Here is a 22468-nt window from a genome sequence, read left to right on the forward strand (position 1 = left end):
CGTTCGACACCGTCGATGCAACGATTCGCAGTAATCACTATGAGTCGGTACCCTGACGTTGTCGGAGAACGGCCTACTCGGGAGGTTGACCACGGCTGAGGAGTCGGACGGTTCGGACCGGAGGGAAGGTTTCTGCCGTCGCTACCCACCAGCACTCCTCAGAAGAGCAGCGGAGATTATCGACCGCGAGTGGCTCCGTCAACTCCTCGGCGCTGTGGAAGCGCCGACCCTCGTCGACACCGAGCCAACAGCGTTCCCGGATGGTCCGGTCGTGGATGACCGGCTCGTCCGCTGGTCGGGCACTTTCGATGTCCACGGCGCTCGCCTCCCCCCTGCCTGGTGCCTTCCCCGTGTCAATCCGCCTCAGTGAGAACCTCGGGCTGCTTGAGCGTCGTCGGGTCGCCATCGAGAGTGAGCACGACGACCAGCATAGTCAGTGCGACGAACCCGACACAGAGCAGATACTCCCCACTGACACCGACCGCCGAGGCAAGCGGCAACGCCACAAGCGGGCCGAGCGTCGACCCGAGGTCGCCGAACACGTTGTAGACGCCGCCGAGTTTCCCAACGTCGCCACCGGGTGCGATATCGCCCAGATACGCCATCAGCGGCGGGCCCGTCCCGCCGACGCCGATACCGATGATGGCGACGCCGACCACAGTTCCCATTACGGTGGGCAGGAGGCCTAGCACGGCGAAGCCGAGGCCGAACAGCCCCAGCGCCGGGATGACGGTGTAGGTCCGGGAGGGCAGCGAGTCAGAGAGACGGCCGACCCCGAGGTTGGTGATGGACATCGAGAGGACGGAGACGGCCATCACGATACCGCTGACGCCGGTCTCCGCCAGCGCGCCGATCGCGATGTTGTGCTCCTGGGTGTAGAGGACGACCGTCGAGAGCAACACGCCAGCGTAGAGAAAGCGGATCGAGAAGTTGGCGAAGCCGATTCCGAGCACACGCACGTCGGCACGCACCACGCGCGGGAGGTCACGCAACCGGGTCGTCGCCGAGACGTCGCTGTCGATGTTCGGCAGGACGAGGAAGGCGACGACGGCGGCGAACAGCCCCGCGACGCCAGCGACGAGGAACGCCGTCGCGTAGCCGTGCGTGTCGGTGAGCAGGCCGCCAACGATGAGCCCGGTCGGAAACCCAAGGCTCTGCCCGCCACGCATATAGCCGACCCACTTCCCACGGTTCTCCGACGTCGTGACGTGGGTGACGGTGGTGAACGCACCGACGAAGACGAACGCGGAGCCGACCCCCCAGCAGGCCCGCGAAATGAAGAACAGCGACGCACTGGAGAGCGGAATCGGCCCGGGATCGAGCGCCAGCACGTAGCCGAAGGGGACCATCCCCTGGACGACGAAGCCGACGAGCATCGGCCGGCGCGTCCCGAACCGGTCGAGCACGTCACCGGCCGGCGTGTTGAGCAGCAGCCGAGTGAAGCGGTTGACCGAGAGAATCAGACCGACGACGAACGGAGCGATCCCCAGCAGCGTTCCGAGGGTCGGCAGCGTGGGGAACGCGACGCCGCCGCCGACGCCGCCGAAGAAGACGCCCGCGATGACCGCGCCGACGACGACCGGGACGCTCGGCTCCTCGTCGTCGATTGCCGGCTGTGAGAGCGTCGGCAGTTTCACGGTCGAGATTGATAGCGGCGTGGTTTACTTTCACCGGTTCAGCGACTGTACGGGAGGAGGTACCAGGGGACTCCAGCCTGGTGAGGTACGCTTACCAGGCGTACTCCTCGCGCGGGTCGACCGAGTCGACTTCGCGGTCGAAGACGTGCTCGCCGTCGACGAACACGTGCTTGGTTCGGGTGTCGACACGCCAGAACTCGCCGTCCCAGACCGCGATGTCGGCGTCGGTGCCCTCGGCGAGTGTGCCGACGCGATCCTCGATTCCGAGGATTTCGGCCGCGTTCGTCGTGACCGTATCGAGCGCGGCTTCCGCCGGCAGCCCCTCCCGGACGGCGAGGCCGACACAGACGTCGAGATGTTGCTGAGGCAGGACGGGCGCGTCCGTCTGGATGGCGATTTTCACCCCCTCGTTGTGGAGTATCCTCGGCGTCTCGAAGGTGATGTTACGCAGTTCGTACTTGCTGGCCGACGAGATCGAGGGGCCGACGACCGCCGGCACGTCACGCGAGGTGAACTCGTCGGCGATGAGGTGGCCTTCGGTGGCGTGTTCGATCGAAACGTCCTCAATGTCGAACTCCTCGACGATGCGGAACACCGTGCGGATGTCGTCGGCGCGGTGAGCGTGGACCCGGAGCGGCAGGTCACCGGTGAGCACGCGCGAGAGGTTCTCCATCCCCAGGTCGCGCTCGAAGCTTTCGTCTTCGTCCTCGGCGTCCTGCTTCTGCTCGAGGTAGTCCTCGGCCTCCATCAGCTTCTGGCGGAGGGTGGCGGCGACGCCCGGTCGGGTGGAGGGCTGGCGATCGTGGTTCTCGCCGTGGAACCGCTTTGGGTTCTCTCCCATCGCGGCCTTCATCCCGTCTTCCCGGATGAGCATCTCGTCGGCGAGATCGCCGTAGGTTTTCACCGAGACGATGATGCCGCCGATGACGTTGCCCGAGCCCATTCGGGTTGAGACGCTGGTGACGCCGTTCTGGAACGCGTATTTCAGCTCCTCGTCGTGCGGGTGGAAGCCGTCGAGCGCGCTGACGTGGGGTGTCGTCGCGGAGGTGCCCTCGTTGAAGTCGCCGTCCTCGGGTTCGGCCCACTCGGCCATCCCCGCGTGGGAGTGGGCGTCGATGAGCCCCGGCGTGACGTGTGCGCCGTCGACGTCGATTTCAGCCGCGTCCGCAGGTGCGTCAACGTCGTCAGACTTCGTCTGACTGGCTGACGAGAGAATCTCGTCAACGTCGCCGACTGCGGCGATCTTCCCGTCCTCGATAAGTACGTCGCCCTCCACCGTTCCCTGTTCGGTTTGTGTATGGACGACGCCGTTTCGGATAACTCGCATAGCTTGCAATCGAGACGGCCACACTAATGGTTTCGGTTCGAAGCAGGATACACGGACACGTACTCCTGGCGGCCCTGGGTTCGAGATTTTGCCGTACTCACTGGGTTACGTACGAAGCTCTGGATCACGCGAACTGGCGGAGGAGAACCTACCGGGCCGGCGGCTGGTACATCGATACCGCCGTCTCGGTGTCGGATGGCCCCGCGAGCTCCATCCGAAAGGGTGCGTTTCCAATCCGGCAGTACGGCTGTAGTTTCCAGCCAAGAGTGGACGGGAGTTCTCTCCAGCACGTCGGACGACCAGTCTCTAATCGCCCGTCTGAGCGACTCGAACAGGATTTCCGGCCGGGGAAGACGTGACTCCGTGATGTGCATGTGATAGCCTCTCAGTCCTTGGGTAGAATTAAGTGCAACCAGTCCGAGCCTGTTGACAGGTCGACCAATGCGCCTCTCGACAGCCACCACAGGACTCGCCCGCTCCAATAGTGGGGGGTTCTGCAAGACCGGTGAGGGCCGGTCCGGCTATATCGGGATGCGTATTGTACGCCCGCAGGTTCGATCCGGCCCGCTCGCAGCGTGACGCCGGTTTCACGGCGGCTGGGTCGGTGCGAACCTGCACTTTCCTGAGCCGTCTCTCACGCGCGGGCCAACTCTCACGGGAGCTGGTCCCCCAGCACGTTCGACTCGTGGTGGGAGTCTGCGATGAGCACCAAAAGCTCCGATGGGTCGGCGGCACGACCCCGCCCCGTCGGAATCGATTGCACAGTTAGCGTCCCCCGCAACGCGACCGGCGACCTCGAAAGCGGTGTCCGCACCCGCCTGGAGGGCGTCGACGGCGTCGTCGACGTCGAGGAGGTCGACCTCGACGGCATCCGGCCCGGGCTGAACGACCTCACCGTCGAGGTGTCAGTCGAACTCCGGGTCGACGGCGTCGACGACCTCGCCTCGCGGCTCGAGGATCGGTTCGGCGTCGAGGAGGCGAAGGTGTTGCGGAGAAAGGGGCCGCCGCGGTGACCGCCGTAACGTTAGTTGACCCCGTTCACACGCGCTGGACCGGTCGCGCGGTGGTGCACGGAGACGGCGGAAGGGCAAGGCAGTAGTCCGTGGGGCTGGTACCGTTCCCATGAGCGTACTGGAGGACGCCCGTGCCATCATTGCGGCCGGCGGCGTCTGTGACGCCTGTCTCGGCCGAGTGTTCGCCGACCGGAGTCACGGGCTCACGAACCGCGAGCGGGGGCGCTCGCTCCGCATCACCATCGGACTGGAGGACGACGAGGAGCCGGGGTTCGTCGATCCGGACGAGTGCTGGGTCTGTGAGGGCTACTGCGGCGCCTTCGAAGCGTGGGCCGAACGCGCAGCGGCCGCCGTCGAGGGGACCGAGTTCGAGACGTACCAGGTTGGCACCCGGCCGCCTGCACTGATCGAGGAGAACGAACGGATGCTCCGCGAGGAGGCCGGGCTGCCGGCCGACGCCGGCGAGAAGTTCAACAGCGAGTTCAACCGCGAAGTGGGCAAGCGTGTCGGCGCCATCACCGGCGGCGAAGTAGATTTCGGCCGTCCCGACGTGCAGTTCCTGCTCGACCTCGCCGAGGACGAGGTGGAGGCCGACATCAACTCCGCATTCGTCTACGGCCGCTACCGGAAGCTCGAACGCGGCATCCCGCAGACCAAATGGCCCTGCTCGGCCTGCAAAGGCAGCGGTCGGCAGGGTCGCGAGCCCTGTCCGGAATGTGACGGCCTGGGCTACCGCTACCCGGAGAGCGTCGAGCAGCTGACCGCGCCGGTTGTCGAAGACGTGATGGACGGCGTCGACTCGGTCTTCCACGGCGCCGGCCGCGAAGACGTAGACGCGCGGATGCTCGGCACCGGCCGGCCGTTCGTCATCGAGGTGGAGGAGCCGCGGCGCCGTAACGTGGATACCGACCGGCTAGAGGGCGACATCAACTCCTTCGCCGAGGGCAAGGTGGAGGTCGAGGGCCTCCGCCTCGCCGAGCACGGCATGGTCGAGCGGGTGAAGCGCCACGACGCCTCGAAGACGTACAACGCGCAAGTGACTTTCGCCGACGACATCACCGTCGAGGAACTCCACGACGCGCTTGGGGAACTCGACGGCGCGACCATCAAGCAGGAGACGCCCCAGCGCGTGGACCACCGGCGGGCGAGCAAGACCCGAACGCGGGAGGTGTACGAGGTGGACGGCGAACTAGAACACTCCCGCGCTGCAAGCATCGACGTGCACGGCGCAGGCGGGCTCTACATCAAGGAGCTAATTTCGAGCGACGAGGGGCGCACGAAGCCCTCCCTTGCTGGATTGCTTGGCGTGGATGCCGAGGTGAGCGCGCTCGACGTGATACGGGTCGATGGTGAGGACGGGCCCTTCGAGGACGAGGAGTTCCTCCGGGAGTAGGTTCTGTTTCGTCGAGTTAGTGTTTTCTGGAGCTGTAGTGGGGTAGGACCCGGAGTAGCTGCGAATGACATCCTCCCCGCCCTGAAGGGCGGGATTCTCTCGCTGAATCAGATAGCACCGCGATCGTCATCGCGGAGTATGCGTGGACAGTTGAAACCGCAAACAGCTACCGCACCGTCACCCCGACCGCGAAGTTCCCAGGGACTCTGGACCCGCACAACAGCAACCGGGAACGTTGCCGCAGAATGTGCTTGGACTCTGGAACCACAGGGTGCCGGGCACGAGGCCCGGCACAGCACCGAACCCCCGCGCGCTCGCCGAACGGTGGCGAGCGCGACGCTTCCACCGCGACCGCGGCGGCTGTGGCGCGAAGCGCGAGCGCCTCTGTGCGCGAGAAGTGCGAGGGACGAACGACCGAGAAGCGAGGGAGTGAGTCGGCTGGGGAGGCTTGTGGCCGCAGGGTGGTTCGTGTGTGCGGTCCAACTGTCCAAGCATCAATGCGGCACTGTCCGCTGTCACCGCTGAGGTGCTGTCCGCTGTCGCCACGGAACTTCTGTTTCCTGCAGTCGCGGAATCATCGTTCACGAAAAGCACACAGAAATCGACCAAACCAGAACAGATTTCCCTACCCCCCCATCACCCAAACCAATGCGAATCGGCGCCGACGAGGCCGGAAAAGGGCCTGCCCTGGGCCCGATGACCACCGCTGCAGTCCGAGCCGACCCCGACGACCTCCCACCCGGGCTCGCGGACTCGAAACAACTGCCAGCGAGCCGTCGCCGAGAGCTCGACGCCGCCCTCCGTGCCCACCCCGCAATCACTGTCGCCGTCGTCACCGTCTCCCCCGAGCGCATCGACACGCCCGAAACAGATATGAACAGCATCGGCGTCGCGGCACAGGCCCAGGCCATCTCACAACTCGTCGAAGACGGCGACGAGGTGATCGCCGACGCCGCCGACACCGACGCCGAGCGCTTCGGTCGCCGGCTGGCCGACGCGATCGACGTGAAGACCGAATCCGTCGAAGTCCTCGCCGAGCACGGTGCCGACGAGAACCACCCGGTCGTGTCGGCAGCCAGCATCGTCGCCAAAGTCGAGCGGGACAAACGGATGGCGGCTATCGACGACAGCTACGACCACGAGGTGGGGAGTGGCTACCCCTCTGACCCCGCTACGAAAGCGTTTCTGGAGTGCTACGTCTCGGAGAACGGCGAACTCCCACCCTGTGCACGGGAGAGTTGGTCGACCTGCGAGGACGTGCTGGCCGCGGCCTCACAGTCCGGACTCGACGAGTTCTGAGTCGTGAGGGCACCGCTCAGGGTTCTGATTGTCGATAACGAGGTAGGTTTGTTCAGAACCGATGGTGTACCCACCGGTCGGTACAGCCGTTACAACGACAGAATCGACCGCTCGTGAGAGGATTGACGGGAGCCACTCCGATCATCGTAGCATTTTCGACCGATATAGCCCTCGGTGACCGTCCCGATCAGGATGTCGTGGACACCCCCTGCCGATTCGTACGTCGTCTTCTCAGTCCGGTTCAGCACAGTCTCGACAGTCTCTAGTTCGGTCGACGATCCGTCGAGCTCGATATCTCCGAACTCTTCGACGAGCACTGCGTGGTCAACCGGGAACTCGAACTCCTGATCGAGCTGGTCGCGAACTTCATGGAAGTCCATGTACTTTTGGCTCGTGGAGCGACACGGATAGATGTGGTGGCTGGAGAGAGGCGCATATCACCGATTATTGTGACCCGAACTGGTCCAGTCCTTCACCGCGCTCGAACGCCAGCAGCCGCTTCTTCGCGTCGACGCCGCCCTCGCTGGAGAACCCGCCGTGGCCGTCGGCGCCGACGACGCGGTGACAGGGTACCACGACCGGCAGCGGGTTCGCGCCGCAGGCCTGGCCAACAGCGACGGCGCCCGACCCAAGCTCCTCGGCTAGTTCGCCGTAGCTCCGCGTCTCGCCGTACGGGATTGCCGACATCGCCCGCATCACCTCGCCCAGATGGCCGTCCGGGTAGTCGACGGTCAGGTCGAACTGTTCGCGCTCGCCCGCGGCGTACCCCTCGAGCTGATGCCTGAGTTCCGCGTCGCTCTCGGCGAGATAGCTCGTGTCGAGGTCGAAGCGGTCGCCACGGACAATCGTCTGCATCGAGCGGAGAGAACGCGGCGAGGGACAAAAGGCTCGCGCCGTCAGTGCTCGCCCGTCAGCAGTGCGCGGAGGATGTCCCCGTACGCCGGTCGGGTGATGAGCACGCCGACGATGACTCCGAGGATGGTGAAGATGGCGAACCCTTTCAGGTCACCCAGCGAGAGCACCGCCAGCGGCGAGAGCGCGATGATGGTGGTCGCCGCGGCGGCGCCGATGACCCAGAACGCCTTGCGGAAGCGGCTCTGGAACACCCGACGAGAGTTCACTTCACCCTGGCTCATCACCTCGTCAGCGATGATGATGAGGTCGTCCACCCCGGTCCCGATCGCGGCGATGAAGCCGGCGATGACCGAGAGGTCGAGCGGGTAGCCAATGGCCGCGGCGATACCCAGCAGGATGACCACCTCGCTCATCGCGGTGACGATCATCGGCCCGGCGACCTCGACGCGCCCGTAGCGGGCGAAGACGACGCCACTGACTGCGAGCACCGCGGCGATACCGGTGAGCAGCGAGTCAGTTTTGAACCCTTCCGACTGGGAGGGGGAAACGTACATCAGGGAACCCCCGCCGCCCTCCCCGACATCGAGTTTGGCGGGGAGCGCACCGGCACGGAGGTTGACCGCGACCCGCTGGGCCTCGGAGAAGTTCCGCGTCGAGAGCACGAAGCTCGGGTCCTTGGCCCACTCGCCGCTGCGCATCGAGTCGGAGAGTCCATCCTGGACGCCGAAGGAGTTGATAACGTTGCCGTCCTGCACGATGAGGATACACGGATCGGTGCTGTTGGGGCTCCCTTCGTAGCGACACTCCGTGCCGCCGTCCTGTGCGAGCCCCGTGTCGACGAACCCTTGCTGGACGTCCTCGGCGCGGTCATCGCGGATGACGACCGGGACGCGCGGCGCGCCACCCTGCTGGGACTGCTTGGCGGCGCCGACGCGCTGGAGGTCCTCGGAGTTCATGATGGTCGTCCGGACGTAGGTGCCAGTCTCGTTCTGGTGGTAGGCCTGGACCAGCACCTGCCCGCGGGAGTCGACCAGGTCACGCACCGTGCTCTGGTTTTCGTTGGGCACCTCGATGAGGATGAAGTGCTGGTCGGTGGCGGTGGTCACCGACTGCACCGTCCCGCCGGAGAGCCCGGCCTCGTTGATCTTCTGTCTGAGGACGTTCACGGCGCTCTGTCGGGTGACCGCCGAGACGCCGTCCTCGGCGTCGGTCGCGCTGTACCCGGCCGCCGAGATGGCGGCGTCGAGTTCGTCCGTCGTGACGGTATCGGCTGTGACCTCCACGATGGTCGTCTGCTGAGTGATGCCGCCGTACTCACCGGGGAACCGAACGGTCACGTCGGCCTGTTCGGTCCCGTCGAGTTCCCCGGCGATCTCGGTTCTGACCGTCGAGGAGTCCGTCCCCTCCGGCACCTCGAGTCCCGTCGCGTGGACACCGACCAGCGGCGCACGGATGCGGGTCCCGCCGGAGAGTTCGAGCCCGTACACCAGGTTGGTCATCCCGGCCTCGCCGGCCTGATCGGCCTCGCCAGCGTCGTCAGCAGCAAGCGTCGGCGTGAACAGCGCGAACGTGCTCGCGAGCACGACGAGAACTAGCAGGACGACCCGCCAGTTCTCCTTGATCTGGGTGACGGGGTCCGCCATCTACCGACCCACCCCCTCGTACTTCCACCAGCGAAGCAGTGACATGTTGAGCATGTAGGTGTTCATCAGGTCGGTCGCGAGCCCGAACACCAGGATGAGCCCGATAGAGGAGAGCAGCCCGATGCCGAACGCCGTGGCGACCAGGGTCATGACGATCATCGCCGACAGCGACGTGAGCGTCATCGTGATTCCGGTCTCCATCGCACGGTAGGCGGATTCGTAGAACCTCCCGGAGCGCCGGATGATGTGGTTGTTCAGCAGGATATCCGAGTCGACCGAGTAGCCGATGAGCATCAGCAGCGCGGCGACGGAGCCGAGCGTCAGTTCGATGCCGAGCAGGTTCATCAGCGCCACCGGCACGACGATGTCGGAGAACGCGGAGACGACGACGGCGATGCTGGGGACGAACGTCCGGAACATCCCGAAGACCAGCACGCTCATCCCGGCGAAGGCGACGATGACGCCGCCGATAGCCTGGATCTGGGCGCTCTCCCCGAAGCTCGCGGAGGTCGAGTCGACTGAGAGCACCTCGAAGCCGGCGTCCTGGGCCCGTGACTCGACCTGCCTGGCCTGTACGTCGGCGTCGAACGTAACGATGTAGCTGTCGTCGGAGGGAACCGACCGGATGCTCGCAGGCTGGGTGTCGAAAGCGGTCCGGAGGTCCTCACGCGTGGCGTCGCCGTCGGCGACGACGCGCATCTCCGTGCCACCCGTGAAGGCGATACCCGGATCCACCGGCGCGCCCGTCACGACCCAGAAACCGCCGATGACGAGCAGCGCCGCGAGCAGTACGCCGAGTGGGAGCGCGGCGAGCTGGCGGTTCGAGTAGTTCGAGTAGTCCACCTCCGGGAGGCCGAAGGGGAGCTGAACGCCAGACACTCATCTCACCCCTGAGCGGACGAACTGGTTCATGGCGGCGAACTCCTTTCCGCCGCCGAATAAGCCTTCTCTTACGCTCCGAGCGGCGCCGTACAATACGCGTCGGCGTCCGGAGACACTCACGTCAACTGGATCGTCGAACTCCTTACGGGTGCGTCCCTCCAGCCCGGAATCCTGAAGCGACTCGCCGCGGCGGGGCTTGCGCTCGCTGCCGTGTCGCCACGCGGTTCGGCGGACTGCGCCGCGATATTCCCAAATAGTTCTGGTACCAACACAGTTTATACCGGCGATTCCTACCAGTCACTGGCTACACTCAGCAGGCCTGAGACACCCTCAGCCCGCTCGAGCGTGGCCGTTCAAGGGAGAATCCTGTGGCAAGGTTTCGACACCTCCCAACCGACTGCACACCCGACGGGGCACGAAGGGCGTAAACCGGCCTTCGCACGCCGCTCGTTACGGTTCGCTCCGGCGGGGGCAGTCCTTCGCGACCGGAGACGAGTCGGCTGGTTAGAGTCGGTCTGTGTCTGGCTGGACCGCCCACGCTACGGTCGGGCCACGGAGAACGATGTCCAGTGCCAGCGCGGGGACGAAACCACGAAAATGTATCCCACGGCTTATCTGTGAGAACCTCCTAACTAAAGTATGAGCGACGATTCATCCGGACGCAAAAACCTCCGGATGCCCAACGACGACCAGGTGTTCGGCGTCGTCACGGAGCATCTCGGTGGCAACCACGTCCGCGTGCGCTGTAATGACGGCGAAACCCGACTCGGCCGAATCCCCGGCCGTATGAAGTACCGCACCTGGATCAACGAGGGCGACGTCGTCATCATCGAGCCGTGGTCCTGGCAGGACGAGAAAGGCAACATCGAATGGCGCTACGAGGACCAGGACGCAGAGCAGCTGCGGCAGGAAGGCCACATCGACTGATTCTCCGCGGGCGGCGTTAGTCCTGCGCCCCCGACGGCGTCGCCGGTGATGAAGCGGTCGTCTTCTCTCTCCATGAACTCCGCTCGAATGCACAGCTTCTGCCGCGTATCTGGAGCAACTCGATCCGCGTAATGAACTAACGCCTTCTCGTGCCGAAATCGACGCCGTGAGCTGGAGAATCGGACAGTTCAAGCGTCCAATATAACCGAAAAGCGGATTTCCGGTTCCGTCCTCCCTACTCGTCGTGCTCGTCTGCGTCCGCTTTGTCGTCCGCGTCGTCCTCCGTGTCACTCTTCACTTCGTCGTCCGCATAGTAGTCTTCGAGCTCCGCACCATCGTCGCCGGTGCTCCTCTCGACCGTCTCGCTAACGGTTTTCTCGACCTGCTCGGAGACCTCCTCGGTTACCTCTTCGCTGACCTTCTCGGCAACCTGGTCGACCTCCTCGCTCATCGTCTCCTCGACCTGCTCGGAAACCTCCTCGGTTACCGTCTCCTCGACCTCCTGACTGACGGTCTCTTGGACCGTCTCTGAGACTTTCTCGGTGACGTCCTCGCTGACGGTATCACTGACCTTCTCGGTCACCTCCTCACTGACCGAATCAGTGACCTTCTCGGCCACCTGCCCGACCTCCTGGCTCACCGTCTCCTCGACCTCCTGACTGACTGTCTCCTCGACCTGCTGGGCGACCTCCGCGGTCATCCATTCGGGGTCGAACCGGGCCATCTTCCAGGCGATGTGGATGATGTAGGAGAGCAGGACCCCGAGTCCGAACGCGACACCGACGGCGGTGCCGACCTGGAGAATCAGGCCGATCGCGACAAAGATTGTGATGCCGTAGGCGAGGTCGACACCGAAATCAACCCGAGAGGGGTTCACCGGTCGCTCCCCCGCCAGCACGCGTGTTTTGTCGTGTTCATGGAATAATATCTGGGCTCCAGACACGTATACTCACTCTTCTCGGCAGGCGGGTTTGGCGACGTGAAGCCATCGAGACCCAGCAGGGCCGGCCACATCGGTAGCCTGACGATTCCGATCTGAACCCGCCAGTACCCATCTGTTAAGAGTGGTGCCACCGACTGTCACAATATGGCTGAAGTTCTTCTCATAATCGGTATCGTCGTCGCGCTGTTCGTCGGATTCAACATCGGCGGCTCGACCACAGGGCCGGCGTTCGGGCCCGCGGTCGGGTCGGGGGCGATATCCAAAGCCGGCGCAGCAGGGCTGATGGCCATCTTCTTTTTCGTCGGCGCGTGGACCATCGGTCGCCGGGTCGTGGACAAGTTGGGGAGCGAACTCATCACCAGCGCCAGCGTGTTCACCATCGAGTCGAGTATCGTGGTGTTGTTTTTCATCGGGATGTCGCTGTTCGTCGGGAACTACTTCGGCGTCCCCGCATCGACGTCGATGACCGCTGTTGGCTCCATCGCAGGGCTTGGCGTGGCGACGAACGAACTGGACTGGGTCGTGATGGGCGAGATCGCCGTCTGGTGGATCGTCGCCCCCATCGTCGGCTTCTGGGTCTCGGGGATGATCGGCCGGTATCTCTACCCCCGGATCAACCGCTGGGTCGCGATCGACACCACCGCGGGCTCGCTGATGGAGTTGGACCGCTCAGGCACCGTTCCAACGCCCACCGCCGGCCCGAACACGACACGCCGTGAACTCGTCGGCGGCATCGTCGTCGTGGTCATCGGCTGTCTGATGGCGTTCTCCTCGGGCACGTCGAACATCGCGAACGCCATCGCGCCGCTCGTGGGCGCCGGCGTCGATATGAGCATGATGATCCTGCTCGGCTGTGCCGCCGTTGCCGTGGGTGCGTTCACCATCGCCCGCCGGACGCTCGACACGCTGGGCAACGACATCACGGATCTCCCGCTGACGGCGGCCATCGTCGTCGCCGTCGTCTCCTCCACCATCGTCATTGGGCTCTCGGCGATCGGCATCCCCGCCTCGTTCGTCATCATCGCAACGACCTCCATCGTCGGGCTCGGCTGGGGCCGTGCGACCCGGTCCGCCACGTTGACGGAAGTGGTCAGCGGCGAGGAGTCACCGAACGTCTCCGTCGGCGCGCTGGCAGCCGAGGAGGTCGGCGAGGAAGCGCCGGAAATCGGTGAAGAGGAGCCGGCGGATATCCCCGCCGCGTCGGACCTGTTCGACCCCGCGACGACCGGTCGCGTGCTGGTGATGCAGAACGTCGTACCGGTGCTCTCGACGGTCGGGGCGTACCTGGCGTTCTTCGTGCTGTTCCGGTTCGCCTGGTAAGTCTCAGGTTCGACGGTGGGCTGGTTTCAGGGAAATCCCGAAAACCGCAGCCCGCGTAGCGGTCAGCTTGGGAAACCGTTGGCAGTTCGCACTCCGTCGAACTCCTCCTCGACGTATTCGGATTCGTCGCGTTATTAATGAACACCGTGATGGTCTCGTTCGCGTTTTCCGAACCGTTCGCTGTCTCGGTGCCGGTCGTCGACTCCCTCGATTTTCTGCTCCGTATTGGGCTGTTCGGCGCTACTCGGTGGGGGAGTACGGCTTGACACGGACCGCCAGCCGTCGGTGGCCGTGGACGTTCTCAGTTCGCGGGGATTAGCGGGTCTGCTTTTAAAATACGGACCGAAGATTCGACAGCGTACTGCCGGTGAGGACCGCCTCCGGTTCTCGTCGGCCGAGATACGATTCCCAGGACCATGGCATACTGGAACACACTCCTCGACGTCGATCTGAGTACCGGCGAGATAGAACGACGCGATCTCTCCGACGAGTTCGTCCGCCAGTACCTCGGGGGCGCCGGTTTCACGACCCGAATCCTCTACGACGAGGTCGGTCCCGAGGTGGACCCCCTGGACCCCGAGAACGTCCTGGCCGTCGCGCCGGGCGTGCTCGTCGGGCCCTCGGTCCCGACCGGGTCCAAGACGACGTTCGGCTTCAAGTCGCCACTGACGGGTGGTTACGGCAAATCCCTGGTCGGCGCAAAGCTGGGCGACCAGCTCAAGCGCGCCGGGTACGACGGACTGGTGGTCCGCGGGGCCGCCGAGAAACCCTCCCTGCTGGTTATCGAAGACGACGAGGTGCGGATCGAATCCGCCGACGACCTGTGGGGGAAGGACACGTTCGAGACGGGGGCGGCGATCAAGGAGCGCTACGAGGGGACCCGCACAGCGGTGATCGGGCCGGCCGGCGAGAACCTGTCGAAAATCTCGATTATCGAGTGCGAGGATCGCCAGGCGGGTCGTGGCGGCCCTGGCGCGGTGATGGGGTCGAAGAAGCTCAAGGGCATCGCGGTCAAGGGAACCCAGGACGTGCCGGTCGCCCGGCCGGAGGAACTCCGGGAACTGAACGACAAGTGGCGCAAGGAGACCACCGGGCGCGGCGAGATAGAGATAACCGGCACCGGCGACGCCACGGTGGACGTCCAGTACGGCACCGGCGAGGCGCTGGACGCGAAGAACACCACGCTGGGCGTGTTCCCGACGCGCAACTGGCAGTCCAGTTACTTCAAGCGCGCGTACGACCGCCTGGACGACCCCGAGAACGACCGCATCTCGCTGGACCCGCGCTACTGGACCGAGGAGTACGTCCAGACCAAACGCCCGTGTCCATACTGCACCAAGCCCTGCTCGCAGTTCTTCGAAGCCGAGGACACCCAGTACGGCGACATCGCCGTCGACGGCCCGGAGTACGAGACCCAGTACGCGCTGGGCGGCAACGTCGAAGTCGACGACATCGAGGCGGTGGCCAAGGCCAACGAGATCTGTGATCGGCTGGGCCTGGACGTTATCGACGCCGGCAACGCCATCGCCTGGGCGATGGAAGCGTCCGAGGAGGGTGTCATCGGTGACGACGAGGTCGACATCGAGGCGGATCTCGAGTTCGCGAACGCGAGGGCGGTTCTCGAACTGGTAGAGAAGATGGCCCACGGCGAGGGTGACCTCGCTGAGCTGCTGATGGACGGTCACGCCGCGGCCGCCGAGACGGCCGGCGGCGGCGAGGCGTTCGCCGTTCACGTCAAGAACATGGCTCCGGCAGGCTTCGAGGTTCGGGGAATCAAGGGCATGGCCCTGGCTTTCGGGGTCGCCCCGCGCGGGGCCGACCACCTCACGTCCTGCCTGTACGCCCTGGAGATGGGCGGGTCGTTCTGGGAGTTCGAGAACTACGACCGCCTCCGGATGGACGGGAAGGCGCTCGCGCTGAAGGCCATGGAGGATCTGATGATGGTGTACGACGCCACCGGGGTCTGCAAGTTCACCCGGGGGATTACCCTGGAGGAGGGGGTTCGCGAACTGGTCAACGCCATGACCGGGTTCGACCTCACACGGTCGGAACTGCTCGGTATCGGCGAACGCGGCCACAACGTGGCCCGGGCGTTCAACGTCCGCGAAGGGTTCACCCGCGAGGACGACATGATTCCCGAACGGTTCACCGAGCCGATCCCCAACGGTCCGAGCGAGGGCCAGTTCATCGCCATCGACGAGTACGAGCGCGAACTGGACCGCTACTACACGGCCCGGGGGTGGACGAGCGACGGGGTCCCGATGGGCGAGACGCTGTCCGAGCTCGACCTGCCCGAGATCGGCGAGGAAGTGGGGGTCAGGAACGAACTCCTGATCTGACACGGTACTGGTCCGAGACGAGAGCTGTCCGCACTCAGCGGGCAGCAGACGCGCTTCTCCGGCGGTCGTTCATGTCTCTTCACGGACGTTGCGGCTCAATCGAAGCCGACCAGACCGTAATCAACGATTCACGGGCCAGCGTACACAGCAGCGCAGCGATGCGGTGGAGAAACCGTCTACAAATGCGTGTTAGCGGAAGTGTCGGACGCCCGCAGATACGCTAGTGATGTAGTTCGGACTCGTCGTCGCCACAATCGGTGGCTGCTCGAGCTACGGTTCGAACGGGACTGCCTCGTCCCGGTAGGTTTCGTAAAGTTGTTCGCCCCAGACGTACGCATCCGGATCATCTGTATCGACGAAAGCGCTGAGCATCCCGGTTCGCTCGTCGTACGCCCCGACCCCGATCCGCTCGTCGAACAGCGCCAGGCCGAACGGGAGTTCGCCGTGGGTAAACAGCTCCAGGTGACCGCTGTCCATCGCGTCGGCGAGTTCGTCGCCGTAGTTGTCGGCGAGCTGTTCAACGACCGAAGGCTGATAGACGATGCTCGTCTGCATCCCGCCGACGACCTCCGCCCGGATGTCCTCGACGAACATCGGGGCGATCGAAGTCGTGTCGAACCCCTTGAGCGAGTCGGTCATCTTGACGAGTTCGACGAACCGTTCGAGTGGGGCGTAGGGATCGCCCGGTGAGGACTCGACAACGGAGCTGTTCGCGAACCAGGACACCTCGAAGTCGGCGGGCGCACTGGCGATGGCATCGAGTAACGGCCGGAGTCTGTCGGCGGCCTCGAACCGCCGACGGACGCGCAGGATCTCCTCCGCCGCGAACTCGCCGAACGCCGTCAGCGCGTACCTGCCATCGACTCGTTCGGCGAGCTCGTGCTCGGTGAGCGCCGTCACGATCCGGTGGGCAGTGGTGCGGGACACGTCGAGTTCCGACTCGACCTCGGCCCGGCGAAGGGGGTTGTCGCGGAACGCGGCCAGGGCGTCCGCTCGCTGGAGGGTGACGCGAAGGAGTTGGGACACGTCCTCATCTCTCTTGTCGATCAATGTACCTCCCTTCGATGGGGAGAGCAAAACTGCTCCGGTCGGGTTCGGTTCTCTCGAAACAAACCGTTCCGATCCGTGAACAGAGTTCACCTGTCGGAATCTGTTCCGCCGCATAGGTATATGCTCGCCCGGTTTGAGGCGTGATTATCATCCGAATTAATATGGTTATAAATTGGTATTTACTCCAGGGTAGCGTCAGTATCGAACCGCAATCGGGGACCGGGCAGGGCAGGGTATGTGCGTGACCGAGCGCCGACACGTATTGGCTGTCGTCTTGGCGGCAGTCATGCTCCTTTCGGCAGTTACGCCAGTCGTGGCCGTCGGGTCGTCGCTGACTGGATCCGCTGATGTGGTGTCCACCGGCAACGTCGAGGACAACCCAGACTGGCCGACGGCCGGTCACGACCCGGCACGGTCGAGCACCAACGAGAACTCGTCGGGACCGAAGACGACCCCGAACGCCCGCTGGATATACGAGTTCACTGACGACGATCGCAGCGTTCCGGCGGTCGTCTCGGATGGCCTCGTGTTCGTTGCGGGATACCAGAGCCTCCGGGCCGTCGATAACGAAACCGGCGAGGAGGTCTGGAACGTCACCGGTGTCCAGCCCGACGCGGTGTCGGTTGCGGATGGCGTCGTGATCTCGACCGAAGCCGGCTACTCCGGCGAGATACGCGCATACGACGCTACCAACGGGACCGAACGCTGGAACGTAACCGACTTCGACGCTGACGCTTCTGTCATCTTGAACGAGACGCTCTACGTTAGCAGCGGGGAGTACCTGTACACGTTCGATATCCAGACCGGCACCGAGCAGTGGTTCGTTCGAAGTTCAGCGGATATCTCACTCGCACTCTCGGCATCGGGTGACACGCTGTACGCCACCGGGAAGGCGAACAATCGCGATTACGGCGTCTACGCGCTGAACGCTAGCGACGGCACCGAGCGTTGGCGGTTCGAGATGGAAGGGCCCGTCTCGATGCACCCGGTTGTTCATAACGGCTCGGTGTACGTCGGCGCAGGATCCAGACCGAGGGACGGGCTGTCCGCCGATTACGACCCGAAATTCTACCGATTGAACGACACAGACGGCCACATCGAGTGGGTCTTCGACGTGAACACCCGGCCCCACGGCGCAGCGGTCGCAGACGGCTCCGTCTACCTCGCCGCAGGGAACACGATATACGCACTCGACGACGCGACCGGAGAGCGCCAGTGGCTCCACCGACTCTCAGGGAGTCTCGAGTACGGTCTGTCCTACACCCGCATCGACGCCCTCGCACCCGCCGTCACCGATGGCGTCCTCTACGCCGTGAACGACCGCGGCCACCTTGTCGGACTCAACGGAACGGACGGAACCGAGTTGTGGAGCTACCGGCTCGAGGGCGAAGCGACCCGGCCCGCAGTGGCCGACGACCGGATCTACGTCCACGTCAGGGATACTGAGGACTCTAACACGGACTACTCTCGCGTCTACGCGCTGGAGGAAGCACCGTTCCAGTTCTCCGGGCTCTCCCTCTCGAAGACAACCGTCGCACCCGGTGAGGAGTTCACCGCAAGCGTGACCGTCGAGAACGTCGACGACGAGACTCGAACGTACAACCTCTCGCTGATGGGTGACCCGCCGATGCCCGTCGACTGGTGGGCGCTCGACCGCGCGAACGGGACGTTGAACCCCGGGGAGTCCAGACAGCTTACCTTCACGGGCCAGTTCAACATCTCCGGCTCGTGGAACGTCTCGGTGAAGCGCTCGCTGGAGACTGACGCCTCGGTCGATTCGGTGACCATCGACGTCGTCCACCCCACTCGGGACGACGACTGGGCGCAGATTGATTTCGACAGCGGGCGAACGAAGTACAATCCGGACACGTACGGACCGAAGCAACACCTCCAGGAGGTCTGGAATCTCTCGAACTTCGACGATACTGTTCAGCCGGTCATCTCGGATGGCTCGGTGTTCGTCGTCCAGGAACCGTACGTCGACGGGACGCAAGTCGAGGTCGTCCGGGGCTACGACGAGACGACCGGCGCCGTCGAGTGGGAGTTCAACGTCTCCGCACAGGATAGAGTGCTGGCCGGGTCGCCGGCGGTGGACAACGGCACGGTCTATCTCTACGCGACGCCGAGCAGCGCATTCACGAGCGGGAACGTGTACGACGCCTCCGTGTTCGCCCTGAACGCGAGCGACGGGAGCATCCGCTGGAAACACGACACCCGGATGAACTACTCGGCGATCAGCAGCGACCGCGCACCGGTGGTCGACGACGGCCTGGTGTACGTCGCGGGCGCCAGAGTGGACGAGAACGACGACGCGAACGCGTCCGTGCTCGCGCTGGACGCCAACAGCGGAACGACAGCGTGGCGCTACGACGTGAACGGATGGCGGACGACGGAAGCGTTCTACTCGGTCTCGGCAGAGAATGGAACGGTCGTGACCGCACTCCACGAACAAGACGCCGCCTTCGGCACCACCTACACCGACAGCCTCGTCGCAATCGACGCATCGTCGGGAAGCCTCAATTGGTCGACGACCGGACTAACGCCCGACCTAAGCGACCCGCCAGTCGTTCGGAACGGCGTGGTCTACGTAGTCAACGAGACGACGAACGCAGCAGGTGAGGGTGCTGAGACGCTGTTCGCGCTGGACCTGGCCGACGGGAGCCAGCAGTGGGAGTTCGTCCCGCCGGATCAGAGTACCGAGACGGACGCGTGGCGGATCTACGATCCGACTGTCACCGACGACGCCGTCTACGTCCGGCAGATGATGCTGGACTCGTACCCCCACACCAACGAACTCTATCGACTCGACCCGGCGACCGGCGACATCGTCTGGAACCGGTCGACGGGGAGTCTCACTACCCGGCTCGTCGTCGACGGACTCGTCTACGGCGGTGACGGGAAGTACACCTACATCTTCGACGCCGAGACCGGCGAGTACTACAGCCGCACCGACCTCCTGTCCCGCGAGCGCGGGAGCGTTCAGGCGCTCGCGAACGGGACGATGATCACCTACGCCGATTCGACCACCCCGAACGACTTCCGCGTCCTTCGGGAGGGAGGCATCATCGAGTACACCGACCTCTCCGTGGATCGAAACGTCGTCACCGAGGACGAGAACCTCACGGTGACTGCGACGGTGACGAACGTCGGGGCGAACGCTCGTGAGTACGACGTGAACCTCGACGTCGCCCCGGATTCGGGCAACTCCAACCACTACATCTGGAATTCCCCCAACCGAGAGGGGGTGGTTCAACCTGGCGAAAGTACGACCATCACCTGGGTGGTCGAACTCCGTGAACGCGGCGACGCCGTGTTCGCGCTCCAGCCAGTCAACGACGGCCAGGACATGGTTCGTCATATGTACGACCGGGCCGGTAGCGCCACGGTGAACGTGGGGGACGCTGAGGATGGGCAGGTCGTCGATCTCGGCGGTCCACGAACCCTCGCTCCCGATACCAACTCCTGGCCGACGGAGAGCTTCGACGCGGGGAACACCGGGAACGCCACCGGCACCGGTGCACCGACCGACGTCGGGGCAGGGGTCGTCGACTGGTCGGTGAACCACTCCGACGAGTGGGAGAGCGGGCCGATAGTCGCGAACGACACGGTGTTCGCCGGCGGGGACGATGGCGCCGACGCCATTTTCGCATATAATGCCACCGACGGTTCGCTGCGCTGGCAGTACACGACGCCGGACGAGGTCGAGGTCACGCCGACGTACGCGAGCGGGTACCTCTACACGGCCGACGACGACGGTCGGGTGTACCAGTTCGACGCCGCGACCGGCGAACGCCTCTGGACGTTCTACACGGGTCGCGACATCAACGGCATCACCGTCGTCGACGATGTCGCCTACATTGCCGGAGAAACCTCCAGCGAGGATCGCCTCTACGCACTGAATGCAACGACCCGAGAAATCCTCTGGACGTTCGGCAAGTCGTCCACTGGCTACGGGATGACCACGCCGGCAGTCGAGAACGGCACTGTCTACGTGACTCAGGACGGGCAGGGAACCTACGCCGTGAACGCCTCGACAGGCGTGGAGGAGTGGAGCCAGCCCATCGCTGGTTCCGGGTCGAGACTCCACTCGCCCGTTGTGAACGATGGCGTCGTCTATGTCGACGACACGACGTACAGCAGCACGAATGCGAACATCTACGCGCTTACCACCGCGAACGGCAACACCATCTGGAGTGCTCCCGCGAACGTCGACGGCTACACGGGGTCCTCGCCCGCGCTGGCGAACGACACACTGTACTTTACCGCCGACGGTGCAGTCCGTGCAGTGAACGCGAGCACTGGCGATTCGCGGTGGAGCACCACGGTCTGTGCGGCCGCAGAACACTCACCAGTGTACGCTGATGGCGTGGTCTACGTCCCGATGTCGGACAGCACTATCCAGGCCTACGACGCTGAGACCGGCGATCTGGTGTGGCGCTACGGGGCATACGGGGACGAGTCGTTCACGCCGGCCATCGTCGGCGGACAGCTCTACACGACGGGGCTTGCGAACAGCGACTACACCTACTCGCTTGCAGCCCTGCAGGGCGGCACGACGAACCAATCGAAGGTACTTTTCAATTACTATGGACTTTCGGTCTCGAGCGCGAACGTCACGACCGGTGAGACGGTCACGGTCTCCGCGACCGTCGCGAATCAGGGTGACGCAGCCTGCGAGTACACCGCCGACCTCGTCGTCGACGGGGCTGTCGTGGACACCACGAGTGGCACGGTGTCCGGCACCGACGCTGTCGAGTTCGACTACTCGTTCGCCAGCACGGGCACCTACAACGTGACCATCGGCGACCAGCCACCGATCGAGGTCAACGTGACGGAAGCAGCCGCCGATCCGGTCGTCGATCCGGCGACCCTCGACTTCGGCGCCGTCGACGTCGGGACGTCCGCCGACCGGTACGTCCAGGTGAGAAACGAGGGCACCGAGACACTCTACATCACGGATACCGGTATCGTCGGTACGGACGCCGCCGATTACTCCATCCTGAGCGTCTCACAGACCACCGTTTACGCGGGTGACAGCGCGACCATCTGGATGCGCTTTGCCCCATCGGCCAACGGGTCGACGACTGCGACTCTCGAGGTCGACACGATCAGCGAGGGTACCGTCACCGCGACACTCACCGGCACTGGGGAAACGACCAGCTGTGTCGATGCCGACGGCGACGGCTACTACGTGGGGTGCGATGATTACACCAACCGCGACGGCCCCGACGCCGACGACTCGGACCCCAACAACTGGACAGGCGACGGCGTCGCTAACTGCACCGATGCCGATGGTGACGGCTACTACAGCGGCTGTGATGCCTACACCACGCGGGACGGTCCCGACAGCGACGATAGCGACCCGAACAACTGGAACAGTAGTGTCACCTGTACGGACGCCGACGGCGACGGCTACTACACCGGCTGCGACGCCTACGTGACGATCAACGGTCCCGACGCCGACGACTCGGACCCTGCTACCCAGACAGGTGAGGACAGCGACTCGACCGACGATGGCTCTACCGACGGCTGGACCACCACACGGGTCTCGACTGCAACACCCACAGCGACTCCAACCGCAACGGCAACGCCCACTTCAACCGCCACGCCACCGGCCACTTCAACCGCCACACCAGACCAAACTGGGACGCCAGTGACGACAGAGCCATCGACGCCATCAGGTACAGCTGGAACGCCTGATAGAGTAGCGACGACGGATTCAACGACAACTGCTACTGAAGGACCAGGGTTCGGTATTACCGTCACGCTGTTGGCGGCCGTGATAGCTGCGCTGCTCGTATCGCGGAGGCGGAACTAATCCGCTTTCACCGGGTCGGAGA

At 64.5% G+C, this 22468-nt stretch carries 15 protein-coding genes; 7 read left to right on the forward strand and 8 right to left on the reverse strand.

Annotation, left to right across the window (positions count from 1 at the left end; translation table 11 throughout):
- Positions 1–353 precede the first annotated feature (353 nt).
- Together V5A38_RS07250 and V5A38_RS07255 are read right to left on the reverse strand one after the other, a co-directional pair.
- The gene (locus V5A38_RS07250; RefSeq protein WP_332325088.1) at positions 354–1637 is read right to left on the reverse strand and encodes an MFS transporter; all 1284 of its coding nucleotides are present in this window, start codon (positions 1635–1637) and stop codon (positions 354–356) included.
- A gap of 91 nt (positions 1638–1728) precedes the next feature.
- Complete coding sequence (locus tag V5A38_RS07255; RefSeq protein ID WP_332325089.1) at positions 1729–2964, reverse strand: amidohydrolase family protein; 1236 nt, start codon at positions 2962–2964, stop codon at positions 1729–1731.
- A gap of 701 nt (positions 2965–3665) precedes the next feature.
- Between V5A38_RS07255 and V5A38_RS07260 the strand changes: the two genes are divergently transcribed.
- The 3 genes from V5A38_RS07260 to rnhB all read left to right on the forward strand — a co-directional run bounded on the left by V5A38_RS07260 (position 3666) and on the right by rnhB (position 6669).
- A complete protein-coding gene (locus tag V5A38_RS07260; RefSeq protein ID WP_332325090.1) occupies positions 3666–3977 on the forward strand; it encodes a hypothetical protein in 312 nt (103 codons plus the stop codon).
- 109 nt (positions 3978–4086) lie between these two features.
- Complete coding sequence (locus V5A38_RS07265; RefSeq protein ID WP_332325091.1) at positions 4087–5370, forward strand: tRNA pseudouridine(54/55) synthase Pus10; 1284 nt, start codon at positions 4087–4089, stop codon at positions 5368–5370.
- A 648-nt stretch (positions 5371–6018) separates the two neighbouring features.
- Positions 6019–6669, forward strand: a complete 651-nt coding sequence (gene rnhB / locus V5A38_RS07270; protein ID WP_332325092.1) for a ribonuclease HII — start codon at positions 6019–6021, stop codon at positions 6667–6669.
- 89 nt (positions 6670–6758) lie between these two features.
- Here rnhB and V5A38_RS07275 read toward each other — a convergent pair whose 3' ends face one another.
- From V5A38_RS07275 to secF, 4 genes are all read right to left on the reverse strand, one after another.
- On the reverse strand, positions 6759–7049 hold the full coding sequence (locus tag V5A38_RS07275; protein ID WP_332325093.1) for a hypothetical protein: 291 nt from the start codon (positions 7047–7049) through the stop codon (positions 6759–6761).
- A 64-nt stretch (positions 7050–7113) separates the two neighbouring features.
- Entirely contained in the window at positions 7114–7524 is a 411-nt protein-coding gene (locus V5A38_RS07280; RefSeq protein WP_332325094.1) for a methylated-DNA--[protein]-cysteine S-methyltransferase, read from the reverse strand.
- A 41-nt stretch (positions 7525–7565) separates the two neighbouring features.
- Entirely contained in the window at positions 7566–9167 is a 1602-nt protein-coding gene (locus V5A38_RS07285; RefSeq protein ID WP_332325095.1) for a preprotein translocase subunit SecD, read from the reverse strand.
- Positions 9168–10046, reverse strand: coding sequence for a protein translocase subunit SecF (gene secF, locus V5A38_RS07290; protein ID WP_332325096.1), 879 nt, complete (start codon positions 10044–10046; stop codon positions 9168–9170).
- Between the two features lie 642 nt (positions 10047–10688).
- Here secF and eif1A point away from each other — a divergent pair.
- Positions 10689–10976 carry a translation initiation factor eIF-1A gene (eif1A, locus tag V5A38_RS07295; protein WP_332325097.1) on the forward strand — a complete coding sequence of 96 codons (288 nt, stop codon included), beginning with the start codon at positions 10689–10691 and terminating at the stop codon, positions 10974–10976.
- Between the two features lie 235 nt (positions 10977–11211).
- Here eif1A and V5A38_RS07300 read toward each other — a convergent pair whose 3' ends face one another.
- Positions 11212–11853, reverse strand: coding sequence for a hypothetical protein (locus V5A38_RS07300; RefSeq protein WP_332325098.1), 642 nt, complete (start codon positions 11851–11853; stop codon positions 11212–11214).
- Positions 11854–12063: 210 nt separating this feature from the next.
- On the opposite strand from V5A38_RS07300, the gene V5A38_RS07305 reads away from it, so the two are divergent.
- Both V5A38_RS07305 and V5A38_RS07310 read left to right on the forward strand, forming a co-directional pair.
- The gene (locus V5A38_RS07305; protein WP_332325099.1) at positions 12064–13239 is read left to right on the forward strand and encodes an inorganic phosphate transporter; all 1176 of its coding nucleotides are present in this window, start codon (positions 12064–12066) and stop codon (positions 13237–13239) included.
- A gap of 416 nt (positions 13240–13655) precedes the next feature.
- On the forward strand, positions 13656–15578 hold the full coding sequence (locus tag V5A38_RS07310) for an aldehyde ferredoxin oxidoreductase family protein (protein WP_332325100.1): 1923 nt from the start codon (positions 13656–13658) through the stop codon (positions 15576–15578).
- A 270-nt stretch (positions 15579–15848) separates the two neighbouring features.
- Here V5A38_RS07310 and V5A38_RS07315 read toward each other — a convergent pair whose 3' ends face one another.
- Positions 15849–16628, reverse strand: a complete 780-nt coding sequence (locus tag V5A38_RS07315; protein WP_332325101.1) for a transcriptional regulator — start codon at positions 16626–16628, stop codon at positions 15849–15851.
- A 349-nt stretch (positions 16629–16977) separates the two neighbouring features.
- On the opposite strand from V5A38_RS07315, the gene V5A38_RS07320 reads away from it, so the two are divergent.
- A complete protein-coding gene (locus tag V5A38_RS07320) occupies positions 16978–22446 on the forward strand; it encodes a PQQ-binding-like beta-propeller repeat protein (RefSeq protein WP_332325102.1) in 5469 nt (1822 codons plus the stop codon).
- Positions 22447–22468 lie beyond the last annotated feature (22 nt).

This window comes from Halolamina sp. (assembly GCF_036626355.1).
Classification (GTDB): domain Archaea; phylum Halobacteriota; class Halobacteria; order Halobacteriales; family Haloferacaceae; genus Halolamina.

What these genes read in the sequence shown, in the direction of transcription:
- V5A38_RS07260 (WP_332325090.1), top strand. Translation starts at nt 3,666, where the DNA reads ATGAGCACCAAAAGCTCCGATGGGTCGGCGGCACGACCCCGCCCCGTC.
- V5A38_RS07285 (WP_332325095.1), bottom strand. Translation starts at nt 9,167, where the DNA reads ATGGCGGACCCCGTCACCCAGATCAAGGAGAACTGGCGGGTCGTCCTG.
- V5A38_RS07305 (WP_332325099.1), top strand. Translation starts at nt 12,064, where the DNA reads ATGGCTGAAGTTCTTCTCATAATCGGTATCGTCGTCGCGCTGTTCGTC.
- V5A38_RS07275 (WP_332325093.1), bottom strand. Translation starts at nt 7,049, where the DNA reads ATGGACTTCCATGAAGTTCGCGACCAGCTCGATCAGGAGTTCGAGTTC.
- V5A38_RS07255 (WP_332325089.1), bottom strand. Translation starts at nt 2,964, where the DNA reads ATGCGAGTTATCCGAAACGGCGTCGTCCATACACAAACCGAACAGGGA.
- V5A38_RS07280 (WP_332325094.1), bottom strand. Translation starts at nt 7,524, where the DNA reads ATGCAGACGATTGTCCGTGGCGACCGCTTCGACCTCGACACGAGCTAT.
- rnhB (WP_332325092.1), top strand. Translation starts at nt 6,019, where the DNA reads ATGCGAATCGGCGCCGACGAGGCCGGAAAAGGGCCTGCCCTGGGCCCG.
- V5A38_RS07310 (WP_332325100.1), top strand. Translation starts at nt 13,656, where the DNA reads ATGGCATACTGGAACACACTCCTCGACGTCGATCTGAGTACCGGCGAG.
- eif1A (WP_332325097.1), top strand. Translation starts at nt 10,689, where the DNA reads ATGAGCGACGATTCATCCGGACGCAAAAACCTCCGGATGCCCAACGAC.
- V5A38_RS07265 (WP_332325091.1), top strand. Translation starts at nt 4,087, where the DNA reads ATGAGCGTACTGGAGGACGCCCGTGCCATCATTGCGGCCGGCGGCGTC.